Source organism: Streptomyces camponoticapitis, from assembly GCF_014646115.1.
GTDB classification, from domain to species: Bacteria; Actinomycetota; Actinomycetes; order Streptomycetales; family Streptomycetaceae; genus Streptomyces; species Streptomyces camponoticapitis.
The window spans coordinates 298,624-311,312 of record NZ_BMMV01000005.1 but is presented as its reverse complement, the minus strand read 5'-3'; the positions used below and the strand labels follow the sequence as shown (position 1 = coordinate 311,312).

General features: G+C 72.2%; 9 protein-coding genes. 8 read left to right on the top strand and 1 reads right to left on the bottom strand.

Annotation, left to right across the window (positions count from 1 at the left end; genetic code table 11):
• Positions 1-2 precede the first annotated feature (2 nt).
• The 7 genes from IEY79_RS10440 (at position 3) to IEY79_RS10410 (ending at position 10,967) form a co-directional block, all read left to right on the top strand.
• Positions 3-1,403 (top strand): GlnX family signal transduction membrane protein, encoded by a 1,401-nt coding sequence (locus IEY79_RS10440; RefSeq protein WP_373292513.1) that lies wholly within the window; start codon positions 3-5, stop codon positions 1,401-1,403.
• An 11-nt stretch (positions 1,404-1,414) separates the two neighbouring features.
• Positions 1,415-2,485 (top strand): glutamate ABC transporter substrate-binding protein, encoded by a 1,071-nt coding sequence (locus tag IEY79_RS10435; RefSeq protein ID WP_189107084.1) that lies wholly within the window; start codon positions 1,415-1,417, stop codon positions 2,483-2,485.
• A 92-nt stretch (positions 2,486-2,577) separates the two neighbouring features.
• Complete coding sequence (locus IEY79_RS10430; protein WP_189107083.1) at positions 2,578-3,906, top strand: coiled-coil domain-containing protein; 1,329 nt, start codon at positions 2,578-2,580, stop codon at positions 3,904-3,906.
• Positions 3,907-3,952: 46 nt separating this feature from the next.
• Positions 3,953-6,748, top strand: a complete 2,796-nt coding sequence (locus IEY79_RS10425; protein WP_189107082.1) for a serine/threonine-protein kinase — start codon at positions 3,953-3,955, stop codon at positions 6,746-6,748.
• 3 nt (positions 6,749-6,751) lie between these two features.
• Positions 6,752-8,212 carry a PP2C family protein-serine/threonine phosphatase gene (locus IEY79_RS10420; protein ID WP_189107081.1) on the top strand — a complete coding sequence of 487 codons (1,461 nt, stop codon included), beginning with the start codon at positions 6,752-6,754 and terminating at the stop codon, positions 8,210-8,212.
• Between the two features lie 157 nt (positions 8,213-8,369).
• Positions 8,370-9,725 (top strand): vWA domain-containing protein, encoded by a 1,356-nt coding sequence (locus tag IEY79_RS10415; RefSeq protein ID WP_189107080.1) that lies wholly within the window; start codon positions 8,370-8,372, stop codon positions 9,723-9,725.
• A 66-nt stretch (positions 9,726-9,791) separates the two neighbouring features.
• Entirely contained in the window at positions 9,792-10,967 is a 1,176-nt protein-coding gene (locus IEY79_RS10410) for an FHA domain-containing protein (RefSeq protein ID WP_189107079.1), read from the top strand.
• 60 nt (positions 10,968-11,027) lie between these two features.
• On the opposite strand, the gene IEY79_RS10405 is transcribed toward IEY79_RS10410, so the two are convergent.
• Positions 11,028-12,053, bottom strand: coding sequence for a methyltransferase domain-containing protein (locus IEY79_RS10405; RefSeq protein ID WP_189107078.1), 1,026 nt, complete (start codon positions 12,051-12,053; stop codon positions 11,028-11,030).
• 216 nt (positions 12,054-12,269) lie between these two features.
• Here IEY79_RS10405 and IEY79_RS10400 point away from each other — a divergent pair, with 216 nt between their 5' ends.
• Complete coding sequence (locus IEY79_RS10400; protein WP_023541640.1) at positions 12,270-12,668, top strand: globin; 399 nt, start codon at positions 12,270-12,272, stop codon at positions 12,666-12,668.
• The last annotated feature ends 21 nt before the right edge of the window (positions 12,669-12,689 follow it).

The window sequence follows — 12,689 nt, the reverse complement described above, 5'->3', positions numbered from 1 at the left end:
AAGTGACATACCCGCCGAACGTGCGCACAGCGCCTGTTCCGGCGCCGACGCACGCGCCCGCGCAGTCGGCTCCACCGCCCGCGCCGCCACCCGCGCGGCAGGGTGCCTGGGCCGAGATCAGGGAGCGCCTGCGCGCGGCGGCGACGACGGAGCCCGGCCGCCTCCAGATCATCGGGGCCGTCCTGGCCCTGCTCGTCGTGGTGTTCGGGGCGGTGACGGCCTTCCAGGTCGCGGACCGCGCCTCCGCCGCCCAGGACGTCGTCGGCCGCAGCCAGCCGCTGAGCGCGGACGCGGCGAACATCTACCGCTCGCTGGCCGACGCCGACACGGCCGCCGCGAGCGGCTTCCTCGCGGGCGCTCAGGAGCCTGAGACCGTACAGAAGCGGTACAGGGACGACATCGACACCGCGTCCAGGCTGCTGATCAAGGCCGCGACGAACACCGACAGCGACAGCGACTCCGGTCGCCAGATCGCCACCCTCAACGAACAACTGCCCCGGTACACCGGCCTGATCGAGCGCGCGCGGGCCAACAACCGCCAGGGACTGCCGCTGGGCGGCGCCTATCTGCGGTACGCGAACCAGCAGATGACGAAGGAGATCCTGCCGGCGGCCGAGAAGCTGTACGCGTCGGAGACCGCCCGGCTCGACCAGGACACCGACAGCGCCCGTGTATGGCCGTTCCTCGCCCTCGGCGCGGGCGTCGCCGCCCTCGGTCTCCTGGCCTGGGCGCAGCGCCGCAACTACGAGCGGACGAACAGGGTCTTCAACCACGGTCTGCTGGCGGCGACGGCGGCGTCCACCGTCGTGGTGCTCTGGCTGGCGGTGGGCCACACCGTCGCCCGCGCCGACCTGGACAACGCCACCGCGCACGGCCAGGCGTCGCTGAAGGTCCTCAACGACGCCCGGATCAGCTCGCTGAAGGCCCGGGCGAACGAGAACCTGACGCTGGTCGCACGCGGCGCCGTCCTCACCAAGGACGGCAAGAGCGACCAGTACGAGACGGACTATCTGAGCAACATGAAGGCCCTCGGCACCACGCTGGAGGACGCCCGGAAGCTCGCCGACGACGAGGAGGGGTCCCAGCCGGTCGGCCAGGCCCGCACGGCGGCCACCGAGTGGCAGAAGCGGCACAAGTCGGCGAACGACACCGACAAGGCCGGTGACTACGTGGGCGCCCTGGAGAAGGTCGTCGGCGACAAGGACTCGACAGGAGAGTCCTTCGACCAGGTGGACAAGGCGCTCGCGAAGGCGATCGACCACGAGCAGAAGGAGTTCACCGACTCCGCCGAGGGCGGGCGCGACGCGCTGACCGGCCTGGCGATCGGTGCTGTCGTGCTGGCCCTGCTGGGCGCGGTCGGCGCGATCCTGGGGATCAACCGCAGGCTTTCGGAGTACCGGTGACAGGGGGAGGCATGACAACCGACGCCACGGACACGGGCGGGCCGCGCGAGCCGTACGGGCCGCCGGAGAGCTCACGGCGACCGGCCGGCCGCCGTACGGGAGTCACGATCGCCGCCGCCGTCGCTCTGACGGCGACGCTCGCCCTGCTGCCGCTCTCACGCGACACCCGGGCGCAGGAGGACGGGCGGGAGCCGCAGAAGGTCGCCGCCGAGTCGGCGCCGAAGGCCGCCGAGGCTCCCACGTGCGACGAACCCGAGCGCAGCCTGCGACCGTCCTCCGCCGACGGGGCGAGCATCGAGGACATCAAGGCGCGCGGGGATCTGATCGTCGGCATCGACCAGAACAGCTTCCGCTGGGGCTACCGCGATCCCGCCACCAGCACCATCGAGGGCTTCGACATCGACCTCGCGCGCGCCATCGCGGACGACATCCTCGGCTCCCCCGACGCCATCATCTTCCGTGCCATCCCCACCAACCAGCGGGTCGGCGCCCTGGAGAACGGCACGGTCGACCTGGTCGTACGGACCATGACGATCAACTGCGCGCGGATCGAGCAGGTCGCCTTCTCCACCGCCTACTTCCAGGCGGGCCAGCAGGTGCTCGCCCCCAAGGACTCGGACATCACGGGGTACGACGAGTCCCTGTCCGGCAAGCGGGTCTGCTCGGCGGAGGGCTCGACGGCGTACGACGCGCTGGCGGAGAAGTCGTTCGGCGCGACGTTCAACGACAAGGGCGACGGGACCGACCAGGACGAGGACAAGCTGACGGTGCCGAACCAACTGGACTGCCTGGTGCGGCTCCAGATGGGCGAGGTCGACGCGGTCGTCACGGACAACGCGCTCGCGGCGGGCCAGGCCGCCCAGGACCCGGCGGTCAAGCTGGTGGGCAATCCGTTCACCACGGAGTACTACGGCGTCGCGGCCAAGCTCGGCAACGACGACCTGGTGCGCCGGGTCAACCAGGTTCTGGTGGAGTACCGCGCGGGCGGTGCCAACAGCCCCTGGATGAAGTCGTACAGCAAATGGCTCGAAGCCGGGCTGCCCGGCATAACCGCGCCGCCCGCGGCGAAGTACAAGGACTGAGGACGGGGTAGCGAGAACCGAGGGTTCGGACCGAAGACCGACGACCGCGCACCGGTGACGGAAGCGGTCAGGGCAGAGCGGAGAGGTGATCGATGGGCGACGCGGGCTCCTTCCCCGGACCGACGGGGGGGTCGGCCGGTCCGGCGATGGACCGGGACGAGGCGGACCGCGCCCTCGCGCGCCTCGGCGCCGAGCACGAGGCGATCGAGACGTCCCTGCTCGCCCTCCAGGACCACGCGGGCCGTCGGCTGCTCGAAGGGGCCGCCCTCAGCGGGGTCACCAAGGACCGCTGGGCCTCCACCGAGCAGACGATCACCCTGCTGTGGAACTACTTCGACGCCTACTCCGCCGCCCTGCGCGGTGCCCGAGAGGCCCGGGCCCGGCTGCGGTGGCTCAACCAGCAGGACCTGGTGGACCTGACCGAGAGGCTGCGGGGCCGCAGCGTCACGGTCGCGGGTTCGGCCACCGCCACCACCTCCATCGCGGGGCCGGCGAAGCTCTCCGAGCAGTTCACGCTCGCCGAGCTGGTCGCGCGGATGAACGAGCTGTACGCGCAGTCGCTGGACATGGTCGTGGCATCGGACTCCGTCTGGTCGGCGCTGCCCGCCCGGATAGATCTGCTGGCCGCCGAGCTGAACCGGACCCGTTCTCTGGCGTACTCCGCCGGGGTCCGGCCCGGTGAGCATCCGGCGGGTGACGAGCTGGAGGCGATCACCGACGAGCTGAGCACGCTGCGCGCCCAGGTGATCTCGGATCCGCTGGCCTTCTGGCAGCCGGTGCACGGCAGTTCGGCGCCCGGCGGCGGCAGGCCCGACACCGAGCGCTACGACCGGGCGGCCCGCGCGCTTGAGGACGTACGCCGTGAGATCGACGCGGTCCTGACGGTTCGCCAGGACTCGGAGGCTCGGCTGCTGCGGCTGCGGGACGTGCTGTCGCGCGCCGACCGTACGCTCACCGAGGCCCGTTCCGCGCGGGGCGAGGTGCTGGCGAAGATCGCCGCCTCCGAGGTGCCCGCGGTGAGCGGGCCGTCGACGGCGCTCCAGGAGCGGCTGTCGACGGCGGCCGAATACCGCAGGCACGCGCAGTGGCACCGTCTCTCGCCGCTGCTGGAGTCCCTGGAGCGGGAGGCCGAGGACGAACTGCACCGGGCCCGCGAGTCGTTGACCGCTGTCACGGCGCCGCTCGCGGTCCGGGCCGAGCTGCGCGGCAGGCTCGACGCGTACAAGGCGAAGGTGGCCCGGCACGGACTCGCCGAGGACATGGTGCTGACGGAGCGCTACGACGCGGCCCGCCGGATGCTGTGGAGCGCGCCGTGCGATCTGCGCGTCGCCGAGCAGGCGGTGCTGCGTTACCAGCAGGCGGCGGCCGAAGCACTGGCCCAGCGGCAGTCCGGGCCCACGGACCGCAGGGGGCACGCGTGAGCACCGGAGGAGCAGTGCACAGGAATCCGAGCGAGCGGGGGGAACGATGAGCGGGACGAGGAGTTGCCAGCGCCCCGGTTGTGAGGGGTCGTACGAGGACATGGGCGGCGGTGAGCTGTACTGCGACACCTGCGGTCTGGCGCCCGTCGTCTCGCCGACCGGCATGCTGTCGTCGCCGCCCACCGGGATCACCGGCGGCGGCAGGGAGAGCGGGCCGAGCGGCAAGGGCAGCGGCAAGGGCAGTGGTGGTTCGGCACGGAGCGGTTCGTCCCGGTCCTCCTCGCGTGCCTCCTCACGCTCGTCGACGTCACGGCGTTCGGTCTCCGGGCGGCTGTCGCGATCGCTGTCCGGCCGGCTCTCCAGCCGGTCGGTGTCGGTCCGCAGCTCCGGCGCCGCCACCGGCACCTCGGCGCGCAACCGGCTGGGGGCGGGCCTCGTCTCCGTACCGGACGTGCCGAGGCCCGATCCGCGCTCGGCGGTGATGGCGAGCCCCGAGGTCCCCGAGCGCAAGCGGTACTGCTCGCGTTCCGACTGCGGCGCGCCGGTCGGCCGTTCGCGCGGTGAGCGTCCGGGGCGTACGGAAGGGTTCTGCACCAAGTGCGGCCACCCGTACTCGTTCATGCCGAAGCTGCGCGAGGGCGACATCGTCCACGGGCAGTACCAGGTCGCGGGCTGTCTGGCGCACGGCGGTCTGGGCTGGATCTATCTCGCCGTCGACCGCGCGGTCTCCAACCGCTGGGTGGTCCTCAAGGGCCTGCTCGACACGGGTGACCAGGACGCCATGGAGGCGGCGATATCCGAGCGGCGCTTCCTCGCCGAGATCGAGCACTCCAACATCGTCCGCATCTACAACTTCGTGGAACATCTCGACCAGCGGACCGGCTCCATGGACGGCTACATCGTCATGGAGTACGTGGGTGGCAAGGCGCTCAAGGAGATCGCCAACGAGCGGCGCAGCCCCGACGGCAAGCGTGACCCGCTGCCGGTCGAGCAGGCGTGCGCGTACGGCATAGAGGCGCTGGAGGCCCTCGGGCATCTGCACAGCCGCAATCTCCTCTACTGCGACTTCAAGGTCGACAACGCGATCCAGTCCGAGGACCAGCTCAAGCTCATCGACATGGGCGCCGTCCGCAGGATGGACGACGAGGACTCGGCGATCTACGGCACGGTCGGGTATCAGGCACCGGAGGTCGCCGAGGTCGGCCCCTCGGTGGCCTCCGACCTGTACACGGTGGCGCGGACGCTCGCGGTGCTGACGTTCGACTTCCAGGGCTACACGAACGTGTTCGTGGACTCGCTGCCGGACCCGGACAACATCGACGTGTTCCGGACGTACGAGTCGTTCTACCGGCTGCTGGTGCGCGCGACCGACCCCGATCCGGCGCGGCGGTTCGCCTCGGCGCAGGAGATGGCCGAGCAGCTGACCGGTGTGCTGCGCGAGGTCGTGGCGCTCCAGACGGGACGTCCGCGGCCGGCGCTTTCGACCCAGTTCGGCACGGAACTGCGGGTCACGGACACGCAGTTGTTCGCCGACACCGCGCAGGACGTCTCGCGGCTGGGGCTCCGGCCCGAGCCGGTACGGGCCGGTCTGTTCGGACGGCGCGACAAGTCCGCGAGGAGCGCGAACGGCTCCGTGAACGGCGCGGCGGGCCACTCCGCGCCGCCGCCGGGGTCAGGCCCGTACGCGGGTACGGGCGTGCCCGCACCGCTGCCCGGCCACCCGGCGATCCAGCCGCCCCCGCCCCCCTTCGGGTCACCGCCCCCGCTCCCGCCCGGCGCCCCGCAGGTCGGCGTCCCGGCACCCCGGACCGCTCCAGGACCGGAGGCCCCCGGCCTCCCCGCCGTCCCTCCCGTGGAAACCGTGGAGACCGGCGCCCCGCTCGCGCGCATCGACGCGCCCGCCACGGCTCTGGCACTGCCGGTGCCCCGGGTCGACGCGAACGACCCCAACGCGGGTTTCCTCGCCGGTCTGATGGCGTCCGCGCCCGCCGAGCTGATCTCCGCGCTCGCGGAGGCGCCCGCCGACTCCGTCGAGCGCCGGCTGCGCGAGCTGCGCGCCCGCCTGGAGATGGGTGAACTGGTCACGGCCTCCGAGGCGTTGACGGAGCTGGAGGCGCGCCACGCCGACGACTGGCGGGTCGTCTGGTACCGGGGCATCGCCTCGCTCGTGACCGGTGAGAACGAGATCGCCGCGCTCTCCTTCGACGCGATCTACGACGCCTTCCCGGGCGAGGCCGCGCCGAAGCTGGCCCTCGGAGTCTGCGCCGAGGTGCTCGGCCAACTCGACAACGCGGCCGAGTACTACCGCCTCGTATGGATGACTGATCCGAGTTATGTCAGCGCCGCTTTCGGACTCGCCCGGGTACAGAACGCGGCCGGGGACCGGATCGGAGCCGTACGGACCCTGGAGTCGGTCCCCGAGGCGTCTATCCACTACACGGCGGCCAGGATCGCGGCCGTACGGTCGCGGCTGCGCCGCCGTGACCTGCGCGCACAGTCTCCGCTCGCGCTGCCCGGAGCCATGCCGGACACCCCGCTGATCGACGATCTGAGAGCGGCGGCCGACCAGGTTTCGCGGCTGGGCCAGTTCGGTCTGGACGCGATGCGCCGCGAGCAGTTGTCGGCGGAGGTTCTGGGCACGGCACTGGACTGGGTACTCTCCGGTGGTCCGGGGAATCGACCCGGACAGACCTCGCTGCTCGGCAGTGAACTGGACGAGCGCGGTCTGCGCTTGGGACTGGAACGCTCGTACCGGGTGCTTGCCCGGCTCGCTCAGCGTGGCGAGGAGAGGATCGACCTGGTGGAGCGGGCCAACCGCTTCCGCCCCCGGACGTGGGTGTGAGTGATGTCGCAGATGCACCAGCCGACAGCCCTTTCGCGGTGCCCCAGTTGCGAGGAGCCTCTGGAGTCGGGCGACCTCTTCTGTGGTGCGTGCGGGTACGACCTGTCGGCCGTACCCCCGCCCCCGGACGACCACCCCACGATCGTCATCAACGGCGCCCCGGCGCCGGCCGGGACGGCCTCGGGAGCCGCCCAGGCCGAGGCGCGGCAGGGCCACGCCGGCCACTCCGGTCCCGCGCATGCCGGCGGAGCCGTCGACTGGCCCAGTGCCGCCGGGACGGACGGCACGGCCACGCCCGCGCCGGTGCATCTGCCCGGCGAACTGCCGGGGCTCGACTCCACCGGGGTGCCGCTGTCCGGTCACACGTCGGCCGGGTACGGGTCCGCGCCGTCACCCGCCCACGCGCCCGCCAGTGACTTCGAGCTGCCGGCACCGGCGATGCCCGCCGGGGCACCGCCCCATGTCACCGACCTCCCGTCGGCCGACCCCGCCGACCCTCGTACGGCGCCGCCCGCCGTCCCGGCGGGTACGAAGCTCTGCGTGGCCTGCCGCGCCGGCCATGTCGACACCGACGGCTACTGCGAGAACTGCGGCCACGCCCAGCCGCGTGAGCGCGACCATCTGGAACAGGAGTTGGACGCCGTCGCGGCGGTCAGCGACCGCGGACTGCGCCACCACCGCAACGAGGACGCGTTCGCCGTGTCCTCGGCCGCCCTGCCGGACGGCTCACCGGCCGTCATCGCGATCGTCTGCGACGGCGTGTCCTCGGCGACCCGCCCCGACGAGGCGTCGGCTGCCGCCTCGTCGGCCGCCAACGAGGTGCTGCTCGCGGCGCTGCCGCTCGGCACGCACCCCCAGCAGGCGATGCACGAGGCGATCGTCGCCGCCGCCGAGGCCGTCAACCTCCTTGCCGCCCGGCCGGGTCGGGACGACGGTCACGAAGCGGCCCACCGCGCGCAGAACGCGCCCGCGTGCACGATCGTCGGCGCGGTCGTGGCGAGCGGGCTGCTGGTCATCGGCTGGGTCGGCGACAGCCGTGCCTACTGGGTCCCCGACGACCGCACAGGACCACCCGCGCGGCTGACCGAGGACGACTCCTGGGCCGCCCAGATGGTCGCGGCCGGCCTGATGAACGAGGCGGAGGCGTACGCGGACGAGCGGGCGCACGCCATCACCGGCTGGCTCGGCGCCGACGCGTACGAACTCGAACCGCACACGGCGTCCTTCAAACCGGACCGTTCCGGTGTCGTGGTGGTGTGCACGGACGGCCTGTGGAACTACGCGGAGAGCCCGCAGGAAATGGCACGGGCCCTTCCGCCGGACGCCGCCCAACAGCCCCTGCGCAGCGCCCAGGTGCTGGTCGGCCACGCGCTCGACGGTGGGGGCCACGACAACGTAACAGTGGCCCTGCTGCCGTTCGCCGTACCGCAGCAAGGGGCAGGATCCGCCTACAGCACGGCCTGAGCACCCCACTGCCCGGACCACTGTCCGGACCACCGGCGGGACCGGCGGTCCGGACCGGCGCCCGGTCCGATCCCGGGAGTCCGCCCGCCCGTTGTCCCGCTGTCCCGCTCAAGTCTTCTGATCTTTTTGCCAGTGGAGCGTCAAGGAGCCGATACAGATGGCGAACTTCTCCAAGTCGACCGTGCCGCAGTTCTCCGTCGAGGTGTACCAGAACGAGTACCTGCCGGAGGGCGGGCGAGAGGTCAACGCGATCGTGACGGTCACGTCCACCGGAGGTGGCACGACCGGCGGGGTGCCCCTCACGGGAGCGTCCGCGAGGCCCGCGACGCCGCCGGGACAGGGCCCCGACGCGGCCGTGGTGATCATGGTCGACTGCTCGGGCTCGATGGACTATCCGCCGACGAAGATGCGCAACGCCCGCGATGCCACGTCCGCCGCCATCGACACCCTGCGCGACGGTGTCGCCTTCGCCGTCGTCGCCGGCACGCATGTGGCCAAGGAGGTCTACCCGGGCAACGGCGGGCTCGCGGTCGCGGACTCGGCCACCCGCGCGGAAGCCAGGAACGCCCTGCGGAAACTGAGCGCCGGCGGAGGCACCGCCATCGGCACCTGGCTGCGGCTCGCGGACCGGCTGCTGTCCTCGGCCGACGTGTCGATCAGGCACGGCATCCTGCTCACCGACGGCCGTAACGAGCACGAGAAGCCCGAGGATCTGCGCGCCGCGCTCGACGCCTGCGCGGGCCGGTTCACGTGCGACGCCCGTGGCGTCGGCACGGACTGGGTGGTGAAAGAGGTCACAGGCATCGCGTCGGCGATGCTCGGCACGGCGGACATCGTCGCCGATCCGGCTGGCCTGGCCGCCGACTTCACCGAGATGATGGAGAACGCGATGGGCAAGGAGGTCGCGGACGTCGCCCTGCGGCTCTGGACGCCCGTCGGCGTGGAGATCAAGTTCGTCAAGCAGGTGGCGCCGACGGTCGAGGAGCTGACCGAGCGTCGTACGGACGCCAACCCCCGTGCCGGGGACTACCCGACCGGCTCCTGGGGCGACGAGTCCCGTGACTACCACGTATCCGTCCAGGTCCCGGAGGCGGGCGTCGGACAGGAGATGCTGGCGGCCAGGGTCTCGCTGATCCTCCCGGCGGCCGACGGTACGTCACAGGTGCTGTCCCAAGGGCTGGTACGGGCGGTGTGGACCGACGACATGGCGGCGTCCACGTCCATCAATCCGCAGGTCGCGCACTACACCGGCCAGGCCGAACTGGCACAGGTGATCCAGCAGGGCCTGGAGGCCCGTAAGTCGGGGGACTTCGACGGCGCGACCGCCAAACTGGGCCGTGCCGTACAGCTCGCGTCGGACTCGGGGAACGCCGATACGGCGAAATTGCTTTCGAAGGTGGTGGACGTGGTCGATGCGGCGACGGGTACTGTGCGACTGAAGGCGAAGGTCGCGGACGCGGACGAGATGACACTGGAGACTCGCTCGACCAAGACCGTTCGCGTCAAGAAATAGCGAAGAGCGACAAGCAGCGAACAGCAGCGGCCTGCGGGCCGGACGAGGAGAGGGGGAAGCGCCGACATGCCGACTTGCCCGAACGGACACCAGTCGGGTTCCGACGACTGGTGCGAGGTCTGCGGCCATCGCATGGCGGCCGGAGCCGGTGCTCCCGCCGGTTCGGTGCCGCCGCCTCCACCACCGCCGCCCGCGCCCGGTTACGGCTACCCGCAGGACCCGAACGCGACCGCGCAGGCGGAGCTCTGCCCGCAGTGCCGTACGCCGCGTGAGGGCAACGCCCTGTTCTGCGAGGAGTGCCGGTGGAACTTCCTCACCAACACGGCGACCTCCTACACGCCGCTGGCTCCGCAGCACCAGCAGCCCGGCGGGCCGGGAGGCCCCGGTGGTCCGGGGGGCGCTCCGCCTCCCGGACTGAACCTGCCGCCGGGCTTCCAGGCCCAGCAATCGCCGCCCCGGCCGCCGGACCCGTACGACTACCAGGGCTCGCGCCCCTCCCAGCTGAACCGGGCGGCGGAGCCGCTGTCGCCCGATCAGCAGGGGCAGCCGGGTGGGCTCGGCTCGCAGGGCGGACCTCCCGGTCCCCCTGGACCTCCCGGGCCTCACGGCCAGCAGGGGCCTCCGCCGCCCCCGCCGTACCAGCAGCAGGGTCCGCCGTCGCCGCCCTCGTTCCAGCAGTCGGGGCCGCCGGCCCCGCCGCAGCAGACCGGCGGCGACGACTGGGTGCTGCCGCCGCCCTCGCAGGCACAGGCTTCGGCTCCCCCGCACCAGTTCCAGCAGGGACCGCCGCCGCACCAGCAGCAGCACCAGCAGCCGCCGCACCAGTACCAGCCGCCCGGCAACTGGACGGCGGTCGTCGCCCCGGACCGTGAGTACTTCATGGCGATGATGCAGCGCAGCGGCCCCGAGGCGACGGGCCTCAACCTGCCCGCGTACTCCCCGGAACAGCACCTTCCGATGACCGGGAACCAGATCACCATCGGCCGTCGGCGCCACTCCACCGGCGAGTCCCCGGATGTCGACCTGTCCGTGCCGCCGGAGGACCCGGGTGTCTCGCACCACCACGCGGTGCTGGTCCAGCAGCCCGACGGCAGCTGGGCGGTGGTCGATCAGAACTCCACCAACGGCACGACGCTGAACGGCGCCGAGGACCCGATCCAGCCGTATGTCCCCGTCCCGCTCAAGGACGGCGACCGCGTGCATGTCGGCGCGTGGACGACGATCACGATCCGCCGGGGCTGACGACGGAGGCGGGGCGCGGGCCGGGCGGTGGCCGCCGTCCGTGCGGGGCCGGGCGAAGTGTCACTGTCCGCGTGGGCCGAGTGACCAGACGTACGGCCCCGAGGGGTCGTCCAGCCAGGCCCACTGACGGTCGGGACCGACCGTGATGCCGAACCTCTCCCGCTGTGGGCGCCCCTCGCGCTCCCAGAGGGAGAGGGCCTCGTGCGGGTCCAGGCTGCCGGCCGTGAGCGAGAGCATGAAGCGGAAGAGATCGTTCTCCAGCGCGCGCCGGGGCAGCCCGCCGATCCGCTGGAGGACGGGCAGTCCGGGCTCCTCCGTCCCGCCCCGCAGCGGGACGAAGAAGGCCGACGTGTGCAGGAAGTGCCCTTCCGCGTAACGGCCGTGGGCGGATTCGCCGACGTTCAGCGCGATCAGCCCGGTGGACAGCGGCGAGAGGATCCGCGCCCCGTCCGCGCACTGCTCCAGCCAGCCGGACGGCACGGCGGGCAGCGTGCAGGTCGCGATGATCCGGTCGAAGGGCGCCCGTCGGCGGCAGCCGAGCGCGCCGTCTCCCGTGACGACCGTGGGCCGGTATCCGGCCGCCGCGAGATGCGTCCGGGCGGACTCGGTGATCTCCGGATCCAGATCGACCGTCGTCACGCGGTCGTCGCCCAGCCGGTGGGAGAGCAGGCCCGCGTTGTAGCCGGTGCCCGCGCCGATCTCCAGGACGGTCTGTCCGTCCCGCACGTCGAGAGCCGCGAGCATCCCGGCCATCAGGGAGGGCTGGCTGCTGGAGGAGATCAGCTCGCCGTCCCGTACGCGGGTGGCCAGCGCCCCGTCCGCGTACACGCCGCGCAGCCAGCGCAGCCGACGGACGGGGTCGGGGTCGTCGCACCACAGCCGGTCGTGGCCGCCGAGCCGGCTGACGAAGTAGTACGGGACGAACAGATGGCGCGGCACCTCCTCGAACGCCGCGCGCCAGGCCGGGTCGGACAGGACCCCTTCGGAGGCCATGGCGCGCACCATGGCGGCACGCGCCTCGGTGGCCACGGCCTCGACCTCGTCGCCCGGCCCGTACGCCTCGCGGTGCTCGTGGTGAACGCCCATGCTTCCACTGTCCTGTGTCACGGGCGCGGAAGCGAGCAGTACCGGGTGCCGGACCGGAGGTAACCGGATTCGGGACGCGAAAAGGCGCGTTCCGGACCGCCGTCGGGCGGGTCCTCGGGCTGGTCGCCAGGCGGGTCCTCGGGCGGGTCGCCGTGCGGGGCGTCCGGCGGTCCTAGACCTCAAGTACTCGGCCGGTGCGTCTGAGACCATGGAGGGGTGAACGAGATTCCGCGCGGCACGCTTTCGGAGCAGACCTTCTACGAGCAGGTCGGCGGCGAGGAGACCTTCCGGCGCCTGGTCCACCGCTTCTACCAGGGGGTCGCCGAGGACCCGCTGCTGCGGCCGATGTATCCGGAGGAGGACCTCGGGCCCGCCGAGGAGCGGTTCACGCTGTTCCTGATCCAGTACTGGGGCGGTCCGCGCACGTACAGCGACAACCGGGGCCACCCGAGGCTGCGGATGCGCCACGCTCCGTTCACCGTCGACCGGGCCGCGCACGACGCGTGGCTGCGGCACATGCGGGTGGCCATCGACGAGCTGGGGCTCTCGGAGGAGCACGAGACGCAGCTCTGGAACTACATGACGTACGCGGCCGCGTCGATGGTGAACAGCTGACGCCGGCCGGCCCGGGTGTCC

Bases quoted from the DNA above. Each gene is read 5' to 3' on its own strand.
- IEY79_RS10430 (WP_189107083.1), top strand. From the start codon at position 2,578: ATGGGCGACGCGGGCTCCTTCCCCGGACCGACGGGGGGGTCGGCCGGT.
- IEY79_RS10435 (WP_189107084.1), top strand. From the start codon at position 1,415: ATGACAACCGACGCCACGGACACGGGCGGGCCGCGCGAGCCGTACGGG.
- IEY79_RS10425 (WP_189107082.1), top strand. From the start codon at position 3,953: ATGAGCGGGACGAGGAGTTGCCAGCGCCCCGGTTGTGAGGGGTCGTAC.
- IEY79_RS10405 (WP_189107078.1), bottom strand. From the start codon at position 12,053: ATGGGCGTTCACCACGAGCACCGCGAGGCGTACGGGCCGGGCGACGAG.
- IEY79_RS10415 (WP_189107080.1), top strand. From the start codon at position 8,370: ATGGCGAACTTCTCCAAGTCGACCGTGCCGCAGTTCTCCGTCGAGGTG.
- IEY79_RS10410 (WP_189107079.1), top strand. From the start codon at position 9,792: ATGCCGACTTGCCCGAACGGACACCAGTCGGGTTCCGACGACTGGTGC.
- IEY79_RS10420 (WP_189107081.1), top strand. From the start codon at position 6,752: ATGTCGCAGATGCACCAGCCGACAGCCCTTTCGCGGTGCCCCAGTTGC.